Origin of the sequence: Olsenella sp. kh2p3 (assembly GCA_900119625.1) — a bacterium.
GTDB lineage: Bacteria > Actinomycetota > Coriobacteriia > Coriobacteriales > Atopobiaceae > Tractidigestivibacter.
Genome location: FPKD01000001.1, coordinates 697,525 through 723,136, shown reverse-complemented (window position 1 = coordinate 723,136; position 25,612 = coordinate 697,525). Strand labels below are relative to the sequence as shown.

The window sequence follows — 25,612 nt, the reverse complement described above, 5'->3', positions numbered from 1 at the left end:
CCGCCCCTTGGAACCAGGTGTATTTACTATACCCCGAGTTCCTCGTCATCCTCTTGATTGCACCATACCTCCCGTTCTTTAGCGGTTTTTGAGAACCAGAGGTCACGTTTGCCCAGTTGGCGAGAAGTTCATTTCTCAGATACCGCTAAAGAAAGAGAGGTGCCGGAGAGGGAAAGGGCAAGCGGGGCTGGTAACAAAAAGAGGACCCCGCGGTAGCAACCGCAGGGTCCTCGAACGTGTGGTGGAGACAATGGGGTTCGAACCCACGACCTCAGGCTTGCAAAGCCCGCGCTCTCCCAGCTGAGCTATGTCCCCTTATAAATAATCACCCCAGCGGCGACTCGGCTAACGCTGGGGTGACTATTGTCAAAAGGTGGTGGGCCTGACAAGGTTCGAACTTGTGACCTCCCGGTTATCAGCCGGACGCTCTGACCAACTGAGCTACAGGCCCAACGCAAGAAGGAATACTACACCCCACCCCACTCAAGGTCAACAACCACTCCCAAGAAATTTTGGGAGATTCTTCGGGAACATCGATAGTACAGGGCTTGGGACGCCAAATGCGCAGGCATCCTGGCATCTCTCGGCAGAAGTTTTCGTGACCAAGCTTGTGCACCCAGCATGTTTGGGTAGGATAGGCGGGCAACAGCACGACAGGGGGTGGCTACATGCTTACGGAAATGGACATCAAAACGGTGGTGATTGGCGGGGGGCCAGTCTCTTCCCTCATTGTCCTCAAGCCAGCAAAGCAAAACGAGAAGGAGCCGCTCAGCCTTCCCATCCGCATTGGGTCGGTAGAGGCGACGGCAATCAGCATGGGCGTCAATCCTGAGAACAGCGCACGCCCCATGACTCACGATTTGCTCAAGTCTGTTATGGAGTCCCTTGGCGGGCACCTGCGCAGCGTCATCATCAACGACGTCTCGGGCACCACGTTCTATGCCCAGCTCGACCTCGTGAACGCGGACGGTCGCCAGGTTCTTGTTGACTGCCGCCCGTCTGACGCCATCGCGCTAGCCGTACGCTGCGGGGCGCCGCTCTTCGCCGAGCAGTCCGTGCTCGACGTAGCAGGCATGCCCGACTTTGGCGCCATTGAGGACCAAGAGCACAATCAGGAGATGCAGGACTTCCACGAGTTTGTGGAGGGCCTCTCGCCAGACGACTTCAACGTGACCGACGGCGGCGACAACGCCCCACAGAAATGAGACAATGAGACAAAGGGACAGTCCCTTTGTCTCATCCCTTTATCTCATCGGACCGCAAGAATAAGGACCCGGCAGCCAACGACTGCCGGGTCCTTTTCGTTGCTAGCCCCTGCTACTCAATGAGACAAAGGGACTGTCCCTTTGTCTCACTCGTCCTCGTCGAGAAGGTCGGGCGAGACCTCCTCGTCACCGCCGATGTCGACGGACTCCTCCTCGTCGGCATCCTTGGCACCGGCCGCCGCAAGGTCGAGCATGCCCTGGTTGGCGTCGTGCTTGGGTGCCTTCTTCTTGTGGGCGACCATGCGCGCCACGGCAGAGACGTGGTCGCTCTCGGCGAGGTTCATGACCTTCACGCCCTGCGTGGAGCGTCCGAGCTTGGGGATGTCGCTGGTCTTGACGCGGATGACCACACCATCGACCGAGACGATCATGAGCTCGTGCTGCGGCCCCACCACGCGGCAGGCCACGAGGTTACCCTTCTTGGCCGTCATGGCAATGGTGAAGACGCCCTGGCCACCACGCTTGTGCTCGGGATAGTCGGCTACCGGGGTACGCTTGCCGTAGCCGTTCTCGGTGATCACAAACAGGTCGCCGTTGCCGTTGGTGATCTCCATACCCAGCATGGAGGCTCCACCCTTGAGGGTGATGCCGCGCACGCCGGAGGTGTCCCTGCCCATGGCACGAACGTCAGACTCATCAAAGAGGATGGCCTTGCCGTCGGTGGTCACAAGGATGACCTTGTCGCCAGCGCGCACGCGCCTCACGTTGACCAGCTCATCGCCGGACTTGAGATTAATGGCAATGAGGCCGTCACGACGAGTGCGGTCATACTCGGACATTGCCGTCTTCTTGACCATGCCATTCTTGGTGGCAAACATGAGGTAGTCATCGGCGGGGAAGTCGCGGCAGGTGATTACGGCCGTGGGGTGCTCGCCCTCGGAGAGCGAGAGCACGTTCACAATCGCCGAGCCGCGCGCCTGGCGGCTACCGATGGGCAGCTCGTGGACCTTCAGGCGGTAGACACGACCAAAGTTGGTGAAGAACATCACGTAGTCGTGGGTCGACGCCACGAAGAGGTCCTCGACAAAGTCATTGTCCTTGAGCGAGAGGCCCTGGACGCCCTTGCCGCCACGACGCTGGGAGCGGTAGGTGGCAACCGGCAGGCGCTTGATGTAGCCGGAGTGGGTGACGGTGACCACCATGTCCTCCTCGGCGATAAGGTCCTCGACGTCGAGGTCCTGTGCCTCCTGGGAGGAGATGCTGGTACGGCGCTTGTCGGCAAAGCGCTCCACGATCTGGCCAAGCTCGTCCTTGATGACGCCCAGGATCTTCTCGCGGTGGGCGAGAAGGTCACGGTAGTAGTCGATGAGCTTGTGGAGCTCTTCGATCTCGGCGGCGAGTTGCTCGCGGGCCAAACCGGTGAGCTTGCGCAGGCGCATGGCGAGAATGGCGTCGCACTGCGGGTCGTCCAGGCCAAAGCGCTCGTTCATGCGGCGCTTTGCCTCGACCTCGGTCTCGGAGGAGCGGATGATGTGCACGATCTCGTCGATGTTGTCGACGGCGATGAGCAGCCCCTCCTTGATGTGGACATCCTTCAGCGCCTTGTCGAGGTCAAACTGGGTGCGCCTGGTCACCACGTCAATCTGGTGATTGATGTAGTACTGCAGCATCTCGCGCAGCGTAAGCGTGCGAGGCACGCCGTCTACCAGGGCGATGTCGATGGCGTTGAAGTTGGACTGCAGCGCCGTCTTCTTATAGAGGTTGTTAAGGACCACCTGCGGGACGGCGCCCTGCTTGAGGTCGATGACAATGCGCATACCCTTGCGGTTGGACTCGTCGCGCATGTCCGAGATTCCCTCGATCTTCTTCTCGTTGACCGCCTGGGCAATCTTCTCCTGGAGAAGGCCCTTGTTGACGGCATAGGGAATCTCGGTGACCACCAGGCGCTGGCGGCCGTTCTTGATCTGCTCCACGTGGACCTTGGCGCGCACGGTAATGCAACCGCGACCGGTTTCGTACGTATCGCGAATGCCCTCGGTACCCATGATGACGCCACCCGTGGGGAAGTCGGGCCCGGGAAGCACGGTCATGAGCTCGTCCGTGGTGGCATCGGGGTTATCGATGAGCATGTTGACAGCTGCCGCAACCTCGCGGAGGTTGTGGGGCGGCACGTTGGTAGCCATGCCAACGGCGATGCCCGAGGAACCGTTCACGAGGAGGTTAGGGAACCTCGACGGAAGGACGGCGGGCTCGGTGAGCGACTCGTCGTAGTTGGGCTGGAGGTCGACGGTCTCCTTATTGAGGTCGGCGAGCATCTCCATGGCCGCACGCGTGAGGCGGCTCTCGGTGTAACGCATGGCCGCCGGGGGGTCACCGTCGATGGAGCCAAAGTTGCCGTGACCATCGATGAGGGGCAGGCGCATCGAGAAGTCCTGCGCCATACGAACCATCGAGTCATAGATGGCAGCGTCGCCGTGGGGGTGATACTTACCCATGACCTCGCCGACCGTCCAGGCCGACTTCTTGTGGGGCTTGTTGGGCGTGATGCCCGCCTCGTTCATGGCGTAGAGAATGCGCCTGTGAACGGGCTTCAGACCGTCACGCACGTCCGGCAGGGCGCGCGCCACGATGACCGACATCGAGTACTCGAGGAAGGACTGCTTCATCTCGGTAGCCATGTCGGTGGGCTTGAGCGTGCCGCCATGGATGTCGGTGAGGTCGAGGCGGGTGCCTGCCTCGTCGGAAATCGTATGGTCGAGGTCCGCGCCGGCGAGATGCCCTACATCCTCGGCGTCATCGTCGTCCGAGTCGTCATCCTCGGTATCGTCGTAGTCCTCATCGTCCAGCTCGTCATCGTCTTCGAGCTCGTCGCCCTCGTCCGGGCCTACGCCATTCTCGAGATCGTCCTCGTCATCGGCGGGACCATGGTTCCTGTTGTTATCGTCTGCCACGAGTTGCCTTTCTCATCTCTCGCTTGTAGCGCCTGGTGAAGGCCTTAGATGTCAAGGAAGCGCACATCCTTGGCGTGCGTCTGAATGAAGTCCTTGCGCTTCTCGACCTGGGTGCCCATGAGGTCAGAGACGGCACGCTCGGCCGCCATGGCGTCATCGATGGTCACCTGCAGGAGGATGCGGTTCTTGGGCTCCATGGTGGTCGACCACAGCTGCTCGGGGTCCATCTCGCCCAGGCCCTTGTAGCGCTGGACGGTGTACTTGGTGGAGTCCTCGAACTTCTTGGCCTCGACAGCAAGCTCCTCGTCGGTGTAGATGTACTTTCCGTGCTTCTTACCCTTGGGCTTGAGCTGGTAGAGGGGCGGCTGCGCCACGTAGACGTAGCCGGCCTCGATCATGGGCTTCATGTAGCGGTAGAAGAACGTGAGAAGCAGGATGCGGATGTGAGCACCGTCGACATCGGCATCGGTCATGATGACAATCTTGTGGTAGCGCGCCTTATTGATGTCGAACTCCTGGTCGACGCCCGTGCCAATGGCCGTGATGAGCGAGGTGATGGTGTCGCTCGAGAGGGCGCGGTGCTCCTGCACGCGCTCCACGTTGAGGATCTTGCCACGCAGGGGGAGCACCGCCTGGATGGAGCGGTCACGCGCCATCTTGGCCGAGCCACCTGCGGAGTCACCCTCGACGATGAAGAGTTCGGTCATCTCGGGGTCGCGCACGGAGCAGTCGGCAAGCTTGCCGGGCAGGCTCGCGCTCTCGAGAAGTCCCTTGCGGCGCGTGGCCTGACGCGCCTTCTGCGCGGCGAGGCGACCCTTGGCGGCCTGCGAGGCCTTCTTCAGAATCTCCTTTGCCTGGTTGGGGTGCTCCTCAAGGTACTCGGCCATGCCCTGACTCACGATGCGGTTGGTGAGCGTGCGCATGTAGGAGCTGCCCAACTTGGCCTTGGTCTGGCCCTCGAACTGCGGGTCGGGGAGCTTGACCGAAATTACCGCCGTGAGACCCTCGCGGATGTCGTCGCCCGTGAGGTTGGGGTCCTTCTCCTTGATGATGTTCTGGCGGTGGCCGTAGTCGTTCACGGCCTTGGTGAGGGCGGTCCTGAAGCCCTCAAGGTGCATGCCGCCCTCCTCGGTGTAGATGTCGTTCGCAAAGGAGAGGGTGTGCTCGGAGTAGGTGGTGTTCCACTGCAGGGCCACCTCGACCTCGCCCATCTGCGAGAAGGGCGCATCGGGGTCTGATTTGCCCTCGATGTAGATGGGCTTCGAGAGGCCGGGCAGAACCTCCTTCTCGTACTTCTGGCCGTTCCAGCCGTTGAGGTACTTCACAAAGTCGATGATACCGCCCGAGTAGCAGAACTCATCCACGCGAGGCGTGAGCTCGCGCTCGTCAGTGAGGATGATCTTGAGGTTCTTGTTGAGGAATGCCGTCTCCTGCAGGCGGTCGTGCAGGGTGTCGTAGTCGTAGACCGTCGTCTCGAAGATGGTGTCATCGGGCCAGAAGGTAATGGTGGTGCCGGTTGCCTTGGTCTTGCCAACCTCCTTGATCTTCTCGGTGGTCTTGCCACGCGCGAACTGCATCTCGTAGATGCCGCCGTCGCGCTTGACCTGGACCACCAGCTTCTTGGAGAGGGCATTTACGACCGAGACGCCCACGCCGTGCAGGCCGCCGGAGACCTTGTAGGCCTGGTTGTCGAACTTGCCGCCGGCGTGCAGGATGGTGAGGACGACCTCGAGGGTCGAGATCTTCTTCTGGGGGTGCTTGGCCACAGGGATGCCGCGACCATTGTCCTCGACGGTCACTGAGTTGTCCGGATGGACCGTCACCTTAATCTTGGTGCAGAAGCCCGCCATGGCCTCGTCGACGGAGTTGTCGACGATCTCCCACACCAGGTGGTGCAGGCCCGCAGACGAGGTGGTACCAATATACATGCCAGGACGCTTGCGCACGGCCTCAAGGCCCTCGAGGACCTTGATTTCGCTCGCATCGTACGAGTTGTCGTTCTTCTTTGCCACGTGACTCCCCTCAGAGCTGAGCAAGATACAGAGTCAAATATACTCCATGGGCACTTTTCTTCTCGGCACATTAGAATTTGGGGGGTCTAAAACAGAATACCTGCGCATCAGCGCCACTGAGAGGCGTGTTAGGGCCGAGAAGTTCCGTCGTTCGTGTCTCTGCTCTTTTCGCGCCTGAAGGACAGGCTCATGGCCTTGTAGACGCTCCCTCTGAGAGATTCCGGTACGGATTCCGCAAGCTTTTTGACAGTGTCCTGCTCGCTTCCGGTAAGTTCCGGCAGCGGTGCCTTGGGCGGCTCGCCCGCAGCGGCAACACTTGCACGTTCCTTGCGCGGCGCAGCACCGTGCCCGTACTGGGAGACGATGAACTCGATCTCGGAGACCTCAAGGCCACCCATGGAAAGGCGCGCCCTGTAGACCTCGCGGTTTGCCCTGAAGTCCACGGCGCGCATGCGCGAGTCCACGTAGACGCCCAGTATGGGGGCAGCCCCCTTCACGTGCGGTTCTTTGAGGAAGACGCCCGTGGTGTGGGCACGTTCCACATCTCCGTTCACGTTGTGCCACACGTAGGCGGCGCGCTGATTGGCACTCATGGAACGTCGTGCCTCGGGACTCGAGAACATGCCCTTGAGCAGTGACGATATGCCTTCGTAGTCCTCACTCACCAAACTCCACCACCTTCGAGCGAGAGAGCAGCTCGTCCGAGAAGTACCCAAGGTTGGTGGTTGTGACCACCGTCTGGATGCCGCTCTGGGCAAACTCGATCACGGACTGTCGGCGCGTCTCGTCCAGCTCAGACATCACGTCGTCCAAGAGCAGCAGCGGTCGCGAGCCGGTAACGTCCTCCGAGACGAGTACCTCGGCCATCTTAAGCGCCAGCACGATGGAGCGCTGCTGTCCTTGCGAGCCAAAACTGCGGGCGTCTCTGCCGTCGATGGCAAAGACCGCGTCATCGCGGTGGGGTCCCACCGTGGTTTGCTGGCGACGGAGATCATCGGCGCGCACCTCCTCAAGGCGCGCAAGGAAGCGCTCGGCAAGCTCCTCGCGCGAAAGCGAGAGGGGGTCGTCGCAGACGGTGCTCTCATACGTGCACGTAAGCTCCTCGCCGCCAGCGATGCTGCCATAGACGTCCAGGATCTTCTCGCGCAGGCGCCCAAAGAGGCGCACGCGGGCCTGCAGCAGGGTCGCACCGCCCAGCGCTACGGACGAGTCCCAGGCACTCAGTAGCGAAAGGTCTGGCCTCTCGTCCTTGAGCAGGCGATTTCTCTGCTCAATGGCACGAGTGTAGGCGGCAAGGAGCTTTGAGTAGCCCACGGCTGCCTGGCAGCCAAAGCCGTCCAGCTCCGCACGGCGGAAGGACGCCCCACGCTTCACAAGCGAGAGGTCATCTGGGCAGAAGAGCACGCTCATGAGCGAGGAAGGCATGTCTGCCGCCTGGCAGTGCTTGCCATTGCGCGAGAACTGCCTGCGCTGCGGGGTGATGTCACAGGCAACGTCCACCACGCGACCGTCTCCCGCAAGTCGCGCGCGTATGCGGGCGCGCTCACAGCCGGCAAGGATGAGCTGCGACGGCGTGGGGTGTCTAAAAGACGCCCCCGCCGTAAGCATCTGTAGCGCCTCGACGGTGTTGGTTTTGCCTACGGCATTTCTCCCCACAAGAATCGTGGTCGTGGGAGAGAAGGACACCTCGCGCTCGCGGAAGTTCCTGAACTGCTCGAGCCCCAGGCTCTCTACGAGAAGGCCCACGCTACATCCGGACGGGCATTAGCATGTAGAGGTAGTTAACCTTGCCGTTGGTCTTGAAGATGCCGGGCTGCATGTTGCTCTGCAGCTCCAGGACCAGCTCCTTCTTGTCCGAAATGGCATTCACGCAGTCAAAGACGTAGTGGTAGTTGAGCGCAATGGAGAGACTCTGCCCCTCGACCTCCACGGGCAGAAGCTCGGTGGACTCGCCCTGGTCGGGCGAGGATGCCGAGAGGCGCATGACCTTGCCGTCAGCGTCGATGTCAAAGCGCACGGAGGCGTTGGAGATGGCCACAACCGAGACGCGCTTGAGCGCCGCAGAGAAGGCCTCGACGTCAATGTGCACCGAGGTATTGCAACTCGACGGCAGGAGCTGGCGGTAGTCGGGGAAGTTGCCCTCAATCTTGCTCGAGATGAAGGTCGTGTTGCCAAAGGTGAACACCACCTGGCTGTCGGTGGTGCCAATAGAGATGCGCTCCTCGAGATTGGGCATCGAGAGCACGTCGTGAAAGACTGAGCCGGGCACGATGGTACGGAACTCGCCCTCACCGGTCTCGGCGGAGGCGTCGCAGACGGCCAGTCGGTAGGAGTCAGTTGCAACAAGGCGGATGGTGTTGTTGGCTGCCGTGAGCAAGATGCCCTGCAGGATGGGACGCGTGGTCTCCTTGGAGGTCACCTTGTAGACCTTGTCGACCATGCTTGAGAGCAGCTCGCTCGGCAGCTCCGTGGCGTCCTCGAGGGAGTACTCGGGGAAGGCCGGCCAATCGGCGGGGTTCAGGGTGTTCAGACGGAACGAGGACTTCTCGCAGGAGATAGAGATAGTCCGCTCGCCGCCGTCAAAGGTCACCGCTGCGTCATCCAGCGTCTTTACGATGCTCGTGAGCATCTTGCCCGAGACGACCGTCTCACCTGATTCCTCAACGTTTGCGGGGATGCGGTGACGAATCGTGATGGTGAGGTTGTTGGTTTGGAACTCGAGGGTTCCCTCCTCGGCCTTGATGTAGATGCCCGAGAGCAAGGGAAGGGTCGAGTTTGTCCCCATACCCTTGGCAACGACTGACAGTGCCTTGAGAAGTGAAGACTGGCTTACGGTGAACCTCATGGCTGCCCTCTCTTATCTATTAGTTCTTTATCTATATATAAAAGCAATAGTAGTAATAAGGCCTGTCTAAAAGTTGAGAACTCGCAAACTCGCTGGTAGATGCCATAACAAATCTTTTGGTTCGTCTTCTTTGAGCCTACGCTTCTCGACGGTCGAAGGCGTGTCGATAACTCTCTCAACATTGTGCCCCCACTTTTCGAGGGTTTTCGTACGCCTTTCTCCCATCTTTTTGACTTACGTGTTCTCGGTGATGTTGTCGCGGATCTGTACCAGGCGGTCGTGGTAGATTTTGTCCTCCTTGCGCTTCTTGTCCACCACCCGGATGCTGTTGAGCATCGTGGCGTGGCTCCTGCCGCCAAAGTGCTCGCCAATCTCGGCGTAGGTGGCGTCGCAGAGTTCCTTGGAGAGCCACACGGCGATGTGGCGGGCGTTCATGATGTCCTTGTTGCGCTTCTCGCCCACGAGGTCCGTGTGCGAGATGTCAAAATACTGCTCCACCGCGCGCTGGATCTCCTCAATCTTGTACTGCTTCTCCCCGTTTGGCCACGACTCCTTGGCAAGCCTGTTGATGTCCTCGCGCGAAAGCTCCTCGCCGCGCTGCTCGCGGTGGGTCTCGGCGATGAGGCAGCGCTGGCAGAAGCCCTCGATAACGCGGATGTTGGTGCCCGCGCGCTCGGCCATGTAGCTTATGTTCTCCTTCGAGATGGTGCCCGTGATGGCAAGCCCCACGTGGCCCTCGACGGCGTCCTCGTGCATGCGCTCACAGAAGGTGGTGATGAGGCGCAGCTTGAGCTCGTAGTTTGGTACCTGGATTGAGGTCGAGAAGCCCGAGTCCAGGCGGCTCGTCACACGCTCGTCAAAGGCAGCCTCGGCGCCCAGTTGCGAGGGCGAGCGGTCCGCTGCCAGCACGATCTGCTTGCCGGCGCTGGTGAGGTGGTTGAAGGCATCGAAGAAGAAGTCGATGGTACCCGCCTTGCCGGCGAGCTTTTGGATGTCGTCGATGATAAGGACGTCGATGTCGTAGTAGTTGTCGCGCAGAATGTCTGGCGCAGACCTCTCGCGGTGCGACATGGCCGTGGTGTAGTCGGTGATGAAGGATGAGCCGTCCTTGTACACGCAGACGCGCGTGGGGTCGTTCGCCGAGATGTAGTTCTGGATGGCGCGCAGGAGGTGCGTCTTTCCCAGGCCGCTCTTGCCGTAGATGAAGAGGGGGTTGTAGGTGCGGTTCTCGCCGTTTGCCACCTGGAGCGCGGCCTGGTAGGCGAAGGTGTTCTCGTCGCCTACAACAAAGCGGTCGAAGGTGAGCTTGGAATCCATCTCCGAGATGTCGTCTACCAGTGGGTTTGCTGCTCGCCGCTCGTGGCCGGCAGCCTCTTTTTCAGCGTTGTCGTCGAGCCACGCGTCCTCGGGGGCCCGTGGTTGCGGCGCGGGCGCCGGTGTTGGTATGGGAGTCGCTGCCTGCGAGGACGGTGCCATCCACCTGCGAGCCTCCTCGGGTGTCACTGCCGAGCTTGTTGTGAGCGGCGCCGCGTCGGGGTCCTGCACAAAGGAGAGGTCGAGCGTGGTTGGCTCAAAGGCTGCCTCGGTGAGGCACTCGTTGATAACGTCGAGGTTCTTCGAGAGGCGGTTCTTAACCGTGCGGCTGTGCGTCTCTACGTGGAGTACGCCGGGGTCAAGCGACACAGGTACGCAGCTGCGCAGCATTGCCATGACCGAGCCAGGCAGGTGACGCTTGCTTACCAGGTCAAACATGTCCTGCCACAATGCCTCGGTATCTGAGTCAATCTCTGGTCCCATGCCTGCGTGTCCCTCTCGGCGTCTGCGGGCGCATGTTGCGCCCCCCTGTCTCGTGCAAGAGCTCATTATAAGGAAAATGTTGAAAACTCTGTCTAATGAACCTTGCGGGCGTCGAGAACTACGAGAAATGTTGAAAACCATGCGTATGGGCTGGCGACAAGGTCGAACGACTTACACGAAATTCTGTCCCAGTTGTGTGAGGTAGTACTTCTGGCCGACCTTCTTGAGGATTCCCATCTGCACCATGTTGGCAAGCTCTCGTGACCACGTGGGTGCAGACCTGCCGTAAGTCCGCACGAGCTCCGTGGGGCCAACCATCTCGTGTGCCGAGAGGTACTCGAGAATGGTCTGCGAGCGGTCCGAGAGATTGATGCGGCCAAGCTCCGCCGTCCACGCGGGAGGCTGCTGCTCTGGCGCGGGCGCAGCTAAGGGTGCTGGCGTTGCAGCTGGTGCGGGTGCGGGCATGGGCGCCTGCTGCTGGTAGCTTGGCTGTGGATAGCCCTGCTGCGAGTAGAAGCCCTGCTGGACCTGCGGTTGCGCTGGCTGGTAGTACTGTTGATAACCTGGCATGTAGGTCTGTGTGTAGACTCCTGGCATCTGCTGGGTGGGATATGGACTCTGCCCATAGGGCTGTGGCATCTGTGGCATTGCTCCCGCAGGCTTGCCTGGTGCCGCGCACCTCTCGGCGTCCTCCTTTGGCCTGGTAGAGATTGTGACGACCGTCCCCCCGGAGATGTTGTCCTCTATGGTGAGGCTACCGCCCTTGTCGGTCATGTACTGCTGCACGTACGGAAGACCAGACCCCACGCCGCGGATATAGTGCTTCATCTCCTCGGTTGCGGAGGTCGTGCCGTACTCCATGGCCAGGTCCTTCTCCTGTATACCAGGTCCTTGGTCAGAGAAGCGCAGTGTGTTGCCGCCATCGAGGATTGTAATAGTGGGTGCGATGAAGTAGGCGTGGATGAAGTTCTCAACAATTTCGCGAATCACGGTGAAGGGGATTTGGCTTCCCTGCTCGTGTGCCAAGCGGTTGACGGTTGCGGTGATCTCCTCGAGGTAGCTTCGGATGTCCGTGGGCTCGATAACCACCACGCGTGGTGCTGCCGCTGCGTCGTCATAGATGGCTATGCGCGCGGGATAGCGCACGGCTCCAAGCTCGCCCTGGGGGGCGCCTTCGCCACCCAGGGAGTTCTCTGGGGACTTCTCGTCTCCCTTGCCCGCATCTTGGGGCGTGTTGTCGACGAACGGATAGAACGCGTGGTCCATCCCGCTTTACCTCTTGATTCTTTTCACCAGCTCTGACTTTTCAACCTCGTTTGAACCTTGGATGAAAACTTTCACTCGGATTTCTATGTGAACGAAAGTTTTCAACAAAGGATGAAACATGGTTGATAACTGGGACTCAACGTAAAATACCGGCTGGAAAATCATAGCATCAGGAAGAAAGTTGTCAGTAGGTTGGTATGGTCTTTTCGTCTCATGGAAGATTTCTTGCAAAGCTTTTCTACTGGGGAGTGGCTGGCGCCAAGCCTTACCATGAGACAACCCACTGAGAATCCGTGCAGTTATTCTGCATTAAATTGACATCTTGACGGAGAGACCCTTACAATCTTTGGGCTTAGTGCTCAAGACATTAGACCCGTATGGGAGGAATACATCATGAAGCGTACGTATCAGCCCAACAAGCGTAAGCGCGCCAAGACCCACGGCTTCCGCGCCCGTATGGCCACTAAGGGCGGTCGCAAGGTTCTCGCACGTCGTCGTGCCAAGGGCCGCAAGCAGCTCACCGTCTAACACAGCATCATGGAGACCATCAAATCGCGTGCCGAATTTGAGAGGGTCTTCTCGCGCGGGAAGCGCTACAACGACGCATTACTGCGCATTCGAGTGGTGCCAACGAGCGAAGGCGACCTGCCGAAGGTCGCCTTCGTTGCGCCAAAAAGGCTTGGAAACGCCGTCTACAGAAATAGGTGCAAGCGCGTCCTGCGAGAGGCAGCACGCGCTTGTTCGCTACCGCGTGACGGCTACGACGTAATCCTCTTCTCGACCGACAAGACCCATGACAGCTCTCCCGAGCGCGTGGCGACGTCCCTTGAGAGGTTGCTCGAGAGGGCCGGTGTGGTGTGTGGCTGAATCCAAGGGGGAGTCTGCGCTTTCGCGCGCGGCTACGAGGGCAATTAGGTTCTATCAGCGTCGCATCTCACCCTTGTTCCTTCCACACTGCATCTATACGCCCACCTGCTCGGAGTACGCTCGACAGGCTATAGCCAAGTACGGTCTGGCGAAGGGCGGGTGGCTTGCCGTGAAGCGCATCTTGCGGTGTCATCCCTTCCACGCCGGTGGATACGACCCCGTTCCCTAATCGTCTGGGGACACACACGGAGGAACCATGTGGGATTGGATTATTGACTTTCTCGCCGGCGTGCTCGCGGGCATTGAGGGATTCTGCGGGGACTGGGGCCTCGCAATTATCATCCTCACCGTCATCATCCGCGTGCTCATCATGCCTTTGATGAACAAGCAGGTTGAGTCTTCCGCACGCATGCAGGCTGCACAGCCCAAAATCATGGAGCTGCAGGCCAAGTATGCCGACGATCCCGAGCGCCAGGCCCAGGAGATGCAGAAGCTCTACTCTGACATTCACTTCAACCCTGTTATGGGTTGTCTGCCAGTGCTGCTCCAGATGCCCGTCTTCTTTGCACTGTTCACGGTGGCTCGCGATCGCATCCCCTCTGATGCAAGCTTCTACGGCATCATCCCCTCGCTTGCTGGCTCTGCGGGCGGCATGATCAGCTCCGACGGATGGGGCCCTGCTGCTATCTACATCTTCTTCGTAATTCTCTTTGGCGTCCTCACGTTCCTTCAGATGGCCATCAACTCTGGTCAGGTCTCTGAGGACCAGCGCAAACAGCAGCTTGGCATGGGCGCTGTCATGGCCGTGATGATGGCGTGGTTTGGTTGGAGCATCCCCGCTGGCGTTGTCCTCTACTACAACGCTTCTGCGCTGTGGGGCATCGTGCAGCAGTACTTCGTGACGCGCAAGGTCATGGAGAAGGCCAAGGCTGAGGCAGAGCAGAGCATGCAGGGCCAGTCCTCCGTCACCGTCGATGTGGTACGCAAGGAGAAGAAGCCCCGTCCACATAAGAAGAACTAGTGGTTGAGCAGCAAATACTTACTAATTTCGTCGATATGCCTGTTAATATACGTGATATCTAATATTTAGTGAAATTTATACCTACCTGCCTAGGAGGTTTGTGATGGAGGAAGGAAACCTCGACGAGGTTGTCGAGTCTGAGGTGGTTGTTTCGGGTGATACCGATGTACAGGACTCCTCTGTTGATGAGTTCGCGCAGATTCGTGAGCACTATGAGGCTGGCGTTGCTCTGACTGATGACGAGACCGACCGCATTGCCGATGTTGCCGTTGAGTACCTGCGCGGCATTCTCAATCTCTTTGGTGAGACGCACTCCTCCATTGACGAGTACGATGGCGATGAGGGTGAGCTCATTCTTGATGTGAGCGGTGGAGACCTTGCCGTCCTCATTGGCCGCCACGGTCGCACGCTGGAGGCTCTGCAAACGGTTATCTCCACGCTCGTGAGCAGTCGTCTCAAGTTCTACTATCCCATTGTTGTTGACATTGAGAGCTACCGCAGCCGGGCCAAGAAGAAGATCGAGCAGATGGCTCTCAACGCTGCTTCTCGTGCCAAGAGCCATGGCTCCAGCGTCAAGCTTGCTCCTATGAATGCGTACGACCGTCGTTTGGTTCACCTTACACTGCGTGATGATCCCGAGGTCACTACACACTCTGAGGGTGACGACCCTGACAGGTACGTCGTGATAACGCCGGTTAAGCTGTAGTCCATCTCTTATTGGTTCTACATGCGCTACAGTTTGGGAGGGTGAGATAGTCACCCTCCCTTTTTTCTTGCCAAAATCTTTTGACTCAAGAGTTTTTGGCAGTATGTAAAACTCTATGGAATCGTATGTCTTGCTATAAGGAGTGAAGATGGATCAAAACTCCCATGAGGTTCTTAAAGATGAGCTCCTTGAGATTCTCGCCTCCGATACTGACCTTTCGTTGATTACTGTGACCCCAGAAATGGCCGAGCTACTCATTCAACATTTAGAGCTCGTCGTTGAGAAGAACAACAGTATTAATCTCACTAGGATTACCAATGAACATGAGGCTATTGTCCTGCATGTCATCGACTCACTGTTGTTTATTGCTCATAACCCCATTGTATTGGGGCCAGACGAGAAGCTATTAGATGTTGGTACTGGAGCTGGCTATCCTGGACTGCCTCTTACAATTGTGAGTGGTTGTCAGAGCACACTCATTGATTCTGTTGGCAAGAAGGTTAATGCCGTTGAAGAGTTTACTGATGCGCTGGGGCTCACTGATCGTGTCTCGTGTTTGCATGCACGCGCTGAGGAAGTTCCCAAAGCTTGTCACTCTCGATTTGATGTTGTTGTTGCTCGTGCAGTTGCCCAAACGAATGTTCTCATTGAATATGCTACGCCTTGCTTGAGAAGGAATGGAACCCTTCTTGTTGGCAAAGGGAACCCAAGTGATGAAGAGACTCAAACTGCCTCTCGTGCTGCAAAGATTTGTGGGCTTGAGGAATCTGGTCGGTTTGAATATGAACTTCCTCATGACCTTGGACACAGAACCATTCTTGTATATACAAAGACTGGCAATCCTCGTATTAAGCTTCCACGTCAGAATGGTATGGCAAAGAGGAGCCCCCTTGGACTCCAGTAAGACAATGTAAGTATTTATTTTTACTTCTCAGCTCTATCGACGTATCTTTTGCGGCTCTCATCGGATTGCTTCGATGGGAGCCGATTTTCTATGAGCAGAAGTATTTAGCTGTTTCACGTGAAACACGACTCATGGTTAGCTGCATAACTTAAGAGTGCAAACCTTTGGAATTGCTAATTTCTTCTGTGTGGAATTTAGCCTGTTTCACGTGAAACGGCTTTATTCTAGCTCAGACTCAGACTAGGAGTTTGTTGAATATTGATTTAATGTAATATTGCCTAGAAAGTGAGCTTTGGACGTTTCAAGTGAAACTACTTTGTCGAATCTTAAAGTCACAATTGAACGTTCTTATAGTGGGATAGATCACAACACCAAAAGAAAGTGAAATTTTCGATATTTCATATGAAAAGACTCGTTGTAATCAATATTTGGCAAATAGCTCAGCTATTAAGCTTCGTGATATATGCATTGGTTTCCAACGAAGACTCAATCCAGTAGTGTTTCACGTGAAACGGCTGGAAACTAAAATTCAGGGTAAATTAAGTGATAAACAACGATGTTTCACGTGAAACGGCTAATTCGATTAAGCAGAATACAAAACAAAGCTGATTCGATAAAGATTCTCGATGTTTCACGTGAAACAATACCCTATGATTGTCACACACCACATTGGTGAGCAAACACAGTTTAGACGTAAAAATACTCGGCAATTGGGGGTTATTCGTGGGCTTTCAAGATGTAAAACGCGGATTTACCAATAGAGACCCGAAAGTATTAGCGATTATCAACCAAAAGGGCGGCGTTGGAAAATCAACGACGGCGATAAACCTCTCTGCAGCGCTTGGAGAGGCTAAGAAAAAGGTACTTGTCATCGATTTGGACCCTCAGGGGAACACGACAAGTGGATATGGCATCGAGAAGGAAGATCTCGAGCACGATATGTATGATGTCTTGCTACAAGACTTCCCAATTGAGGATGTAATCGTCGATACGGTTGAAGATAGGGTTTTTGTAGCACCAGCAACAATTCAACTTGCTGGTGCAGAAATAGAGCTCGTATCAGCAATGGCGCGCGAAAGCATTCTAAAAAACGTTGTTGAAAAGATTAAAAATGAATTTGATTACGTTTTTATCGACTGCCCACCATCGCTCGGATTGCTCACAATCAATGCACTTGTTGCTTCAGATCAACTGCTGATCCCTATCCAGTGCGAATATTATGCTCTGGAGGGAGTTACGAAGCTCATTGAATCAATGAAGATGGTTAAGAGTCGCCTTAATCCTTCTCTCGCGATATTTGGCGTCGTCATGACTATGTATGACACGCGTACAACGCTCTCGCACCAAGTGGTCGAGGAGTGCGAGAACTATTTTGGCCAGCAGATATTCAAGACATACATTCCTCGCAATGTCAAAATCGCTGAAGCACCAAGCCATGGTTTGCCAGTAACAATGTATGCGCGAATGAGCAAGGGTGCTTCTGCCTATACAAAGCTTGCTAAGGAAGTGATTCGTCGTGGCTAAGAAATCAGGTTTGGGCAAGGGACTAGAATCACTGATGGGCGAAGCGAATGCAGAAGTAGGCGCCCCAGCTGCAGATTCAACGTTGCCAATTACACAAATCAAGCCAAACAAAGGACAGCCACGCAAGAACTTCAATCCTGATGAACTTGCTGAGCTTGCCGATTCCATCAAGCAGAATGGCATACTTCAACCAATAATCGTTCGAAAAAAGGGAACTACCTATGAGATCGTCGCAGGTGAGAGACGCTATCAGGCAGCAAAGCTTGCTGGTCTAGATGAGGTTCCAGTAGTCATCAGAGACATTAGTGATGAGGACGTATTCAAACTCGCCCTCATCGAGAACCTCCAGCGCTCAGACCTCAACCCTATTGAGGAGGCGCAGGGATATAAGCAGCTGCTTGACAAAAATGGACTCACGCAGGAAGAGGTAGCGCGTCTCGTCTCAAAGTCGAGGTCTGCAATAACTAACACGCTCCGACTTCTTGACCTTCCAGACGAAGTTCAGGAGCTCATGAGTGAGGGTAAGCTGACTGCTGGCCACGCGAGGGCAATTCTCGCCGTCCCATCTGAGGAGGGACGGGTTCGTCTTGCAGAGAAGGTAGTTGCTCAGGGTTTGTCGGTACGACAGACAGAAACCCTTGCACCACTGTTTTCTGACAACAGCCAGGCGGAGCCGGTGCATCGCCAACCAGTACCACAGTCCTTCAGGCGCGCGGCACGACAGATGAGGCTGGCACTAGATACCAACGTAAAGGTCAAGACCGTCCGTGGAAGGAACAAGGTGGAGATTGAGTTCGAGGACGAGGATGCGCTTGCCCACCTTGTCGACCTTCTCACAAGGGACTAGGAGAAGGAATGAAGAAGCTACTTCGTGGCGTGGTGGTCATCGCAACCGCTGCTGGCGTTGGTTATGTGGTCTACAAAGAGGTCCTCACCGACGAGGCCAAGGAGAATATCAATAAGATGGTGGATACGGTTAAGACCTCCTACGAGCGCATAAACGAAGTTATCAACTCGGTGAGAGGCGACGTTATGCCGGACGATGGACCTCTACCTAACGTCCAGACAACCATGCGCCAGTGGAAAGATCTTGGATACTAGGGAATCCGCTGAAGCGGTAAGAAGATAAAATTAAGAACATATGTTCCAATTAAGAGGGGCGATCATCAATGAGTGACCGCCCCTCTTCCAAGCAGAGCGTTAAACGGCTTACAGCTCCTGCATGCGCTGCCTTAGCTGCCCGCATGCAGCGTCAATGTCTGCGCCCCGGGAGTTTCTGATGGTAGCCTCGACGCCAACGGAAGCCAGGCGAGCAACAAACTCCTGGGCACGCTCGGGGCTTGCGGGCTTGAGCTTAGAACCGGGAACCTCATTGAGCTGGATGATGTTGACGTGTGCCAGAGTGCCGCGACAGAAGTCGCACAGCGCGCCAAGCTCATCCTCGTTGTCGTTGACGCCCTGGATAAGTGCGTACTCGTAGGTGGGCCGGCGTCCAGTCTTGTCAACATACTCGCCCATCACGTCATAGAGATGAATGAGGGAGTACTTCTTGACGCCAGGCATGAGAATGTTGCGCGTGCTCTGATTGGCGGAGTGAAGCGAGACGGCGAGCGTAAACTGCTCGGGCTCATTGGCAAAACGCTTAATCATGGGGATAACGCCGCAGGTGGACACCGTGAGGTGGCGCGCGCCAATCCCCGCACCTTCAGGAGAGTTGAGGCGCCGCAGCGCGGCGAGCGTAGCATCGTAGTTCATCATGGGCTCGCCCTGCCCCATCATCACAACGCTGGTAACACGCGTGTTGAAGTCATCACGCACGTGCATGACCTGCTCGTAGATCTCGCCAGCGGTCAGAGAGCGGGTAAGGCCAGAGGCGCCGGTTGCGCAGAACGCACAGCCCATGGCACAGCCTGCCTGCGTGGACACGCACACGGCAAGGCGGTTCTTCGAGGGCATGCCAACGCACTCAACGGCAACTCCGTCAGGGAAGCGAAGCAGGTACTTGCGGCTACCGTCTTGCGAGACCTGCCGTGCGACCTCCTCGACGCCTCCGAGTGTGACGTAGTCCGCAAGCTGGGCTCGCAGCGCCTTGGACAGGTTGGTCATCTGGTCGAGTGAGGTGGCGTTCTTGACCCACACCCAGTCCTCAATCTGCTTTGCACGGAACTTAGGCTGACCAAGCTCGGCGAGAAGGGTCTCAAGTTGGCCGTTCGTGCAGTTCCTTAGGTCGAGCTTCTCGTTGTTTCGGTTGACGTCTTCCGTCTGCATTTATGGCCCCTTGCCCTTGTCGTATGGTGTGGTGGAGTATCCTCTTTGGGTTACTGTCTCCGTGTGAGTTGAGTCTACCGCACGGCGGAGAGATGCGAGGGAGAGCACATGACAAGTCAGGACGTGTTGGGCCTCAAGGTTGTCGTTATCGCCGGCGGCTGGTCTGACGAGAAGGAAATTTCCCTGGACTCTGGGCGCGCGTGCCAGAAGGCGCTCACTGAGGCAGGTTTCAAGGGCGTTGACCTGCTCGATGCCGCAGACGGCGAGTTTGTGTCGAAGCTCGTTGCCGGAGGGTACGACGTGGCCTTCGTCGCAATGCACGGGCGTTACGGCGAGGATGGCTGCATCCAGGGCCTACTCGAGATTCTGCACATGCCCTACACCTTCTCGGGAGTTCTTGGCAGCGCGGTGAGCACCGAGAAGGAGGTTGCCAAGACCCTCTACCGTCAGGCTGGCATCCCCACGCCGCGTGGGACTGACGTTGCGGCTGACACAAAGCTCACGGATGACGATGTTGACCGCATTGTGGGTGAGCTTGGCCTGCCGCTCTTTGTGAAGCCCGCGGCCAATGGATCGAGCTTTGGTGTCACGCGTGTGACCAGCGCCTCCCAGCTTCGCGAGGCCGTGGAGCGTGCGACGGCTGGTGGCGACAGGGCCCTCATCGAGGAGTGCGTAACCGGCACCGAGATCACCGTTCCCGTGATTGGCAACGCCGAGCCAAAGGCGCTACCGATTGTTGAGATTGTGACAGGAGCGGAGTTCTATGACCTCAAGGTCAAGTATGAGCCCTCCTCCATGCACCACGTGATTCCTGCTCGCCTTGAGGCCGGTGTCTACGCGCGTGCCCAGGAGCTGGCCGTTCGCGCGCATCGTGCCCTTGGCTGCCTTGGGGCTTCGCGCAGCGACTTCATTGTGCGTGAGGATGGCACGCCGGTGATTCTCGAGACCAACACCATTCCCGGCATGACCGAGACAAGCCTCCTGCCCGACTCCGCCCGTCATGGCGGCATCGAGTTCCCCGAGCTCTGCAAGAAGTTCGTGGAGTATGCGCTCGAGGCCCATGGGAAGTCGGAGGCATAGCATGGCCCTAGCCAACGTTGGCGGGCGAGAAGAGAACACGCAACGAGCTGCAGCCGCCCTTGAGCGGCTGCTTCTTCCTGGAACGCCCGAGGACATTCGCGCCAACTACCAAAGCCTTGCCGAACGGGCGCAAATCCATGGGTTTGACCTGCTTGAAGAGGATATTGTGGTGCTCGATACAGAGACCACGGGCCTCTCGTTCAAGGACTGTGAGCTCATAGAGATCTCTGCTGCGCGACTCTCTGGCCGCGAGGCGGTGGAGCGCTTTGAGACCTTCGTTGACCCCGGCAGGCCCATTCCCCCAGAGATCCAGCGCCTTACGGGGATACGCGACGTAGACGTTGCTGGCGCACCCAGTCCCGAGGAAGCGGTTCGCGACCTGGCGGACTTTGTGGGCGGCTCTCCTGTGCTGGCGCATAACGCGACCTTTGACCGCACCTTCATCGAGGGGGTCCGCGGCGGCTCCGAGGTGTCTGACACCTGGATTGACACGCTTGCGCTCTCTCGCATTGCTCTCCCGCGCCTCTCGTCCCACCGGCTCTCGGATATGGCAGAGGCGTTTGGCTGCGATTCCGTCACGCACCGCGCGGGAGACGACGTAGACGCCCTCTGCGGTATGTGGCGCATCATTCTGCTTGGACTCTCTGACCTGCCGACGGGGCTCCTGGGTAAGCTCTCGGACATGCATCCTGAGGTGGAGTGGCCGTTCAGACCCGTTATCGCGCACCTTGCAGCCGAGAGCGGCCCGGAGCCCTTCTCGCTGAAGGCCCTGCGTCACGGGCTGGTCTCCCGCGAGGAGGCGCATCCTCGCGCGGATGCCGCCGAGAGCGACGAGGCGCTCATTGCGCCCGCTCCTGAGGTGATACGGGACGAGTTCACGGCAGACGGCGTGGTCGGACGCATGTACGAGAACTACGAGACCCGCCCGGAGCAGGTCTCGATGGCACTCGAGGTGCGAGACGCCCTTGCCACCTCGACGCACCGCACGATCGAGGCAGGCACGGGCGTTGGGAAGTCCATCGCCTACCTGCTGCCCGAGGTCCTTTTCGCCCAGCGCAACAACGTGACCGTGGGAATTGCGACAAAGACCAACGCCCTTACCGACCAGCTTGTCTCCCACGAGCTGCCGGCGCTTGCCCGCGCGCTGCCAAAGGGGCTCACCTTCCACAGCCTGAAGGGCTACGAGCACTATCCGTGCCTGCACAGGCTTGACCGCGCTGCCGTAGAGGATCTTCCTCTTGAGCTGGCACGCAACGACGGGCGCTCAGACAATGCCATCTCAGGCGACATGCTTACGGCCATTGCCGTGACCTATGCGTACGCCTGCCAGTCTCCTGACGGCGACCTTGACGCGCTGGGAATTCGTTGGCGCTACGTCCCGCGCCAGATGCTCACGACCACCCCCAACGAGTGCCTGCGCACGCGCTGCCCGTACTTCCCCAACGAGTGCTTGGTCCATGGTGCTCGCCGCCGTGCCGCCAGCGGCGACGTGGTGGTGACCAACCACTCGCTGCTGCTGCGCAACGTTGCTGCAGAGGGGAAGATTCTGCCGCCCATTCGCCACTGGGTGATTGACGAGGCCCACTCCTTTGAGGGCGAGGCCCGTCGCCAGTGGGCGCACGAGGTCTCTGGCGATGCCGCCCGTGCGGCGTTTGAGCTGCTTGGTGGCACAAAGAGTGGTGCGCTGCACACGGTGATGACGTCCGTCTCGGCATCCAAGCTCGAGGGGGCAACGCTTGTACGGGGGCCGCTCACCAAGGCGGCGGCGTCCGTTTCGCGCGCGGCTGTGTCCACGGCCGACCTCTTCATGGCCGTGCACGAGCTTGGGCCGCTTGCAAGGGGCGACGGCGGCTATGACATGGTGACTCTCTGGATTGACGAGAAGGTCCGCGAAACGCCGCAGTGGGGTGCTGTGGCAGAGGCGGGGTCTGCTGCCGTGGCGCATCTGGACGAGGCGGCGAAGCACCTAGGTGAGGCTGAGGAGAAGCTTGCCGAGGTCGCTCCGCAGCTGGCCGCGGACCTTACGGAGTCTGGGCGCTTTGTCACCGAGCTGCTAGAGAGCCTGCGGCTTATCCTTGGCGGAGAGGACCAAACGTACGTGTATTCCGCTGAGCTATACCGCTCCAAGCGACGCATTGGTGCCGAGAAGCTCCTGGCCGAGAAGCTCGACGTGGGTGCGGACCTTGCCCAGAACTGGCTGCCCGAGATGAAGAGCGTGGTCTTTACCTCGGCAACCATGGCGGTGAGGGATGACTTCTCGCACTTTGACCATGCGGTCGGGCTTGACCGCCTGCCTGCAGCCATGCACAAAGATGTGCGGCTTGATTCAAGCTTTGATTATGACAACAGCATGTCAGTCATTGTGACCAAAGATATGCCGGCACCAAACGAGAGTAACTACCTCGATTCCCTTATCGAGCTGCTCTATAACGTTCACTGTTCGATGGACGGCTCTGTGCTCACGCTGTTTACCAACAGGCGCGATATGGAGCGTGTGTACGCCGAGCTTTGGCCGCGTCTTAACAAGGCGGGGCTTGCATTGGTATGCCAAGAGCGTGGCTCCTCTCCGCGACGCCTGCGCCAGCAATTCTTGGCCGAGAAACGTACGTCGCTGCTCGCACTGCGCTCGTTTTGGGAAGGCTTCGATGCCACCGGTGACACGCTGAGGTGCGTGGTCATCCCAAAGCTACCGTTTGCGAGCCCCAACGACCCCATAGTGCGTGAGCGAGACCTGCGTGAGGACCGTGCGTGGTGGCGCTACTCGCTTCCCGAGGCGGTCATCTCGGTAAAGCAGGCCGCAGGCCGCCTTATTCGCACGTCGAACGACCGCGGGGTGCTGGTGCTCGCGGATTCGCGCGTAGTGCAGAAGCGCTATGGCCGGTCCTTTACGGGGTCGCTGCCTTCCAAGAGCGTGACTACGCTGGAGACCGCGAATGTGGGTCGCTACATCGAGATGTGGCGCTCGTCGCACGAACGATAGGTGCGGAACAGCTACTGCTCATCAAGTTTTTTGCGCGCATAGGCGACGGCGAGGGATCTGACCTCGCTGTCGCCTATGTATACGGTGCCGGAACACGCAGCGAGGCGCCTAGGCAGCCAGTCTCCCCTGTAGTAGGGAATCCTGGCGTAGACCACGGAGCCGTCGTCGCGCTCAACGTGCAGACCGGGCCAGTCGAGAAGTTCGAGGTAGTGCCTGTCGTGGAAGGTAACGCGTACCGTGCGCGTGCCAACACTCTCCTCTGGTTCTGAGCCAACTTCTTCTGCCGGGGCGACGCTCACGCATTTCATGCGGTCCAGCCGAAAGACGCGCTCCCCATGGCGGGAGGGGTCATAGGCGTCGAGATACCAGGTGCCATTGGTGTTGCGTAGCCCCCGCGGGTCAACGTGACGCTGCCTGGGGGCGTCGTCAGCAATGCCCTGATACATGAAGTCGAGCATCCCAAGCTGGGATATTGCCTTCGAGCACGTGAGGATTGTCTCTCCCACCTGGGACTTGTTGGAGTCTGTGATGCCGCCGTCATCACCCAGGGCACACGCGACATGGGCATTGCTGATGCCTGTGGGAGAAAGCGATGAGGAGATCTTCTTTCGCAGCGGCGCATCTACAGGAATCCCCAACTGGTCGAGGGCCGCCTGCACCGCAATGGTCTCGGACTTGGTGAGGCGAAGCCTTCTCGCGTGGTTGCCTGCGCTCCCTTCCAGGGTAAGACGCCCGTTGCCGGTGTCTGCCGAGAGGGGTAGAACCGCCGCACCCTCGCCACTCGCGGAGAGGATAAGTTCCATGCGGTGGCGCGCTTCTTCCTCGGAGATGCCCAGGCGTCCTGCGATGGTGGCAACGTCGATGCTGTCACCGGCATGGTCCAGCGACGATATGATGGCCACCAGCTCGCGGGCCTCCTGCAGTCCTCCCTTGCGACCAGCACCCTGCTTGCGACTAGCCATGTGCAACAACCCCTTCAAGCTTTGCGTGCCAGGCAGCAACAAGTTCTGCTGGTGTGAGGGGCGTAATGTCTTCCGCGATGGCCCACGATGCGGCGTCCTCAATGTTGCTCACCTCAACGCGCCACGTTGTGGTTGCGTGGGGTTCGTGGGTGGCCGTTGGCGTCTCGAACGTCCCTTTGCCTCTCGTGACCTGCATGAACTCGCGCACCGCATCCTCAGGTACAGCAAACACACCCTCGCACGAGGTTGGCCCCAGCTGGAATGGGAGCTTCTGCCAGTCCCTAATGTCGAAGTCCTCCGGAATCTCGAAGGACGTTCCTGCAATCTTTGATGCGCGGTGGACCCGGTCAATGCGGTATGTGCGAGAAGAACCAGCGATTACAGATCCGGCGTCGTCGATGGCAGGCGCCACCATGTACAGGTGCCCGCGCATTCCAAAGAAGCCGTAGGGGGCAATTCGACGCTTGATGGTTGTTCCGTCGGCACGGGTGTAGTCGATGGAAGCTGCAATACCAGAGAAGCTGCACTCCTGAAGGGTGGCGAGCTGTCGGCTTGGGACTCGCTCCTCGGCAGGCAGCGCAACTGACACAGGATAGTCAAAGGCATCATCGATCTTTGAGAGCGCGATGCGCAGCTCTGCTCCATAGGGAAAGTCCTGGTCGTCGACGAGGGGAAGACAGGCCACGTCGAGCGCCATGGCGTCTTCCTCCGAGAGCTCAGTGCTCTCCACGAACGATGCGCTGTCCACCTGCCAGAGCGCCTCTGGGCCGTCGACGCGCCTCACGGTGATCCCACACTCGGCAAGGGCAGCCCTGTCACGGCGGAATGCCGTGCGATAAGAGTCTGCCTTTGTGAGGTCGGAGTAGAACGCGTGCCAGATGGTGGCGTCGCGAATGGTGTCCGAGCTCATGAAGGCAAGGGCGAGCGAAGCGATTCTCCTTGCCTGCTCGTCGTCCTTTGAGATCTCGGCATAGCCGTCCACAGCGTTCAATTCGACCCTCCCGTCCAAACCACGGCGGCGGCCTGCGTGCCCCCATCAGCCATAGCCGTGACCTTGACTCATCTGGACTAGAAGATAGTAGACCGGATGACATTCGGCGAGCTTCGGGTGCTGTCATGTGCGCTCGTTGTGGGGGAATTGGCGTGCAGAAGACCGTCCAGGGGGTACCGGGGTGATATCGAGGTCCCTCAAGACGTATACTCGACAAAGTATATGCGCATTCT

Annotated in this window: 22 protein-coding genes and 2 tRNA genes; 12 read left to right on the top strand and 12 right to left on the bottom strand. The window is 58.2% G+C overall.

Annotation, left to right across the window (positions count from 1 at the left end):
- Nucleotides 1-239: 239 nt before the first annotated feature.
- Nucleotides 240-315: transfer RNA gene (locus BT122_RS03245), tRNA-Ala, on the bottom strand.
- Between the two features lie 59 nt (nucleotides 316-374).
- Nucleotides 375-451: transfer RNA gene (locus BT122_RS03240), tRNA-Ile, on the bottom strand.
- 217 nt (nucleotides 452-668) lie between these two features.
- On the opposite strand from BT122_RS03240, the gene BT122_RS03235 reads away from it, so the two are divergent.
- Nucleotides 669-1,205 carry a bifunctional nuclease family protein gene (locus BT122_RS03235; RefSeq protein ID WP_059052599.1) on the top strand — a complete coding sequence of 179 codons (537 nt, stop codon included), beginning with the start codon at nucleotides 669-671 and terminating at the stop codon, nucleotides 1,203-1,205.
- Between the two features lie 146 nt (nucleotides 1,206-1,351).
- Here BT122_RS03235 and gyrA read toward each other — a convergent pair whose 3' ends face one another.
- From gyrA to BT122_RS03200, 7 genes are all read right to left on the bottom strand, one after another.
- On the bottom strand, nucleotides 1,352-4,156 hold the full coding sequence (gene gyrA / locus BT122_RS03230) for a DNA gyrase subunit A (RefSeq protein ID WP_072354552.1): 2,805 nt from the start codon (nucleotides 4,154-4,156) through the stop codon (nucleotides 1,352-1,354).
- A gap of 44 nt (nucleotides 4,157-4,200) precedes the next feature.
- Nucleotides 4,201-6,168, bottom strand: coding sequence for a DNA topoisomerase (ATP-hydrolyzing) subunit B (gyrB, locus tag BT122_RS03225; protein WP_072354551.1), 1,968 nt, complete (start codon nucleotides 6,166-6,168; stop codon nucleotides 4,201-4,203).
- A 128-nt stretch (nucleotides 6,169-6,296) separates the two neighbouring features.
- On the bottom strand, nucleotides 6,297-6,833 hold the full coding sequence (locus tag BT122_RS03220; protein ID WP_143189957.1) for a hypothetical protein: 537 nt from the start codon (nucleotides 6,831-6,833) through the stop codon (nucleotides 6,297-6,299).
- The gene (gene recF / locus BT122_RS03215; RefSeq protein ID WP_072354549.1) at nucleotides 6,826-7,914 is read right to left on the bottom strand and encodes a DNA replication/repair protein RecF; all 1,089 of its coding nucleotides are present in this window, start codon (nucleotides 7,912-7,914) and stop codon (nucleotides 6,826-6,828) included. Before recF ends, BT122_RS03220 begins: the two co-directional genes overlap by 8 nt.
- Before the next feature lies 1 nt (nucleotide 7,915).
- On the bottom strand, nucleotides 7,916-9,013 hold the full coding sequence (gene dnaN / locus BT122_RS03210) for a DNA polymerase III subunit beta (RefSeq protein ID WP_072354548.1): 1,098 nt from the start codon (nucleotides 9,011-9,013) through the stop codon (nucleotides 7,916-7,918).
- Between the two features lie 234 nt (nucleotides 9,014-9,247).
- Nucleotides 9,248-10,810, bottom strand: a complete 1,563-nt coding sequence (locus BT122_RS03205) for a DnaA/Hda family protein (RefSeq protein WP_072354547.1) — start codon at nucleotides 10,808-10,810, stop codon at nucleotides 9,248-9,250.
- 171 nt (nucleotides 10,811-10,981) lie between these two features.
- A complete protein-coding gene (locus tag BT122_RS03200; protein WP_072354546.1) occupies nucleotides 10,982-12,076 on the bottom strand; it encodes an ATP-binding protein in 1,095 nt (364 codons plus the stop codon).
- Between the two features lie 393 nt (nucleotides 12,077-12,469).
- On the opposite strand from BT122_RS03200, the gene rpmH reads away from it, so the two are divergent.
- The 9 genes from rpmH (at nucleotide 12,470) to BT122_RS03155 (ending at nucleotide 18,199) form a co-directional block, all read left to right on the top strand.
- The gene (gene rpmH / locus BT122_RS03195) at nucleotides 12,470-12,604 is read left to right on the top strand and encodes a 50S ribosomal protein L34 (RefSeq protein WP_032110077.1); all 135 of its coding nucleotides are present in this window, start codon (nucleotides 12,470-12,472) and stop codon (nucleotides 12,602-12,604) included.
- Nucleotides 12,605-12,613: 9 nt separating this feature from the next.
- Entirely contained in the window at nucleotides 12,614-12,943 is a 330-nt protein-coding gene (gene rnpA, locus BT122_RS03190) for a ribonuclease P protein component (RefSeq protein ID WP_032110078.1), read from the top strand.
- Nucleotides 12,936-13,172 carry a membrane protein insertion efficiency factor YidD gene (gene yidD, locus BT122_RS03185; protein ID WP_072354545.1) on the top strand — a complete coding sequence of 79 codons (237 nt, stop codon included), beginning with the start codon at nucleotides 12,936-12,938 and terminating at the stop codon, nucleotides 13,170-13,172. The genes rnpA and yidD overlap by 8 nt, the downstream gene beginning before the upstream one ends.
- A gap of 27 nt (nucleotides 13,173-13,199) precedes the next feature.
- Nucleotides 13,200-13,964 carry a YidC/Oxa1 family membrane protein insertase gene (locus BT122_RS03180; RefSeq protein WP_072354544.1) on the top strand — a complete coding sequence of 255 codons (765 nt, stop codon included), beginning with the start codon at nucleotides 13,200-13,202 and terminating at the stop codon, nucleotides 13,962-13,964.
- A gap of 103 nt (nucleotides 13,965-14,067) precedes the next feature.
- Complete coding sequence (locus BT122_RS03175) at nucleotides 14,068-14,670, top strand: Jag family protein (RefSeq protein WP_177242184.1); 603 nt, start codon at nucleotides 14,068-14,070, stop codon at nucleotides 14,668-14,670.
- Between the two features lie 148 nt (nucleotides 14,671-14,818).
- Nucleotides 14,819-15,574, top strand: coding sequence for a 16S rRNA (guanine(527)-N(7))-methyltransferase RsmG (gene rsmG, locus BT122_RS03170; RefSeq protein ID WP_072354542.1), 756 nt, complete (start codon nucleotides 14,819-14,821; stop codon nucleotides 15,572-15,574).
- 723 nt (nucleotides 15,575-16,297) lie between these two features.
- Nucleotides 16,298-17,098, top strand: coding sequence for a ParA family protein (locus tag BT122_RS03165; protein WP_072354541.1), 801 nt, complete (start codon nucleotides 16,298-16,300; stop codon nucleotides 17,096-17,098).
- Nucleotides 17,091-17,945, top strand: a complete 855-nt coding sequence (locus tag BT122_RS03160) for a ParB/RepB/Spo0J family partition protein (protein WP_072354540.1) — start codon at nucleotides 17,091-17,093, stop codon at nucleotides 17,943-17,945. Before BT122_RS03165 ends, BT122_RS03160 begins: the two co-directional genes overlap by 8 nt.
- An 8-nt stretch (nucleotides 17,946-17,953) precedes the next feature.
- On the top strand, nucleotides 17,954-18,199 hold the full coding sequence (locus tag BT122_RS03155; RefSeq protein WP_072354539.1) for a hypothetical protein: 246 nt from the start codon (nucleotides 17,954-17,956) through the stop codon (nucleotides 18,197-18,199).
- 108 nt (nucleotides 18,200-18,307) lie between these two features.
- Here BT122_RS03155 and rlmN read toward each other — a convergent pair whose 3' ends face one another.
- Entirely contained in the window at nucleotides 18,308-19,366 is a 1,059-nt protein-coding gene (rlmN, locus tag BT122_RS03150; RefSeq protein ID WP_072354538.1) for a dual-specificity RNA methyltransferase RlmN, read from the bottom strand.
- 108 nt (nucleotides 19,367-19,474) lie between these two features.
- Between rlmN and BT122_RS03145 the strand changes: the two genes are divergently transcribed.
- Both BT122_RS03145 and BT122_RS03140 read left to right on the top strand, forming a co-directional pair.
- Complete coding sequence (locus BT122_RS03145) at nucleotides 19,475-20,446, top strand: D-alanine--D-alanine ligase family protein (RefSeq protein ID WP_072354537.1); 972 nt, start codon at nucleotides 19,475-19,477, stop codon at nucleotides 20,444-20,446.
- A 1-nt stretch (nucleotide 20,447) separates the two neighbouring features.
- Complete coding sequence (locus tag BT122_RS03140; protein WP_072354536.1) at nucleotides 20,448-23,426, top strand: helicase C-terminal domain-containing protein; 2,979 nt, start codon at nucleotides 20,448-20,450, stop codon at nucleotides 23,424-23,426.
- Nucleotides 23,427-23,437: 11 nt separating this feature from the next.
- Here the strand turns inward: BT122_RS03140 and BT122_RS03135 are convergent, their stop codons facing one another.
- The gene (locus BT122_RS03135) at nucleotides 23,438-24,388 is read right to left on the bottom strand and encodes a WYL domain-containing transcriptional regulator (RefSeq protein ID WP_072354535.1); all 951 of its coding nucleotides are present in this window, start codon (nucleotides 24,386-24,388) and stop codon (nucleotides 23,438-23,440) included.
- Nucleotides 24,381-25,370, bottom strand: coding sequence for a helix-turn-helix transcriptional regulator (locus BT122_RS03130; RefSeq protein WP_286130295.1), 990 nt, complete (start codon nucleotides 25,368-25,370; stop codon nucleotides 24,381-24,383). The genes BT122_RS03135 and BT122_RS03130 overlap by 8 nt, the downstream gene beginning before the upstream one ends.
- Nucleotides 25,371-25,612 lie beyond the last annotated feature (242 nt).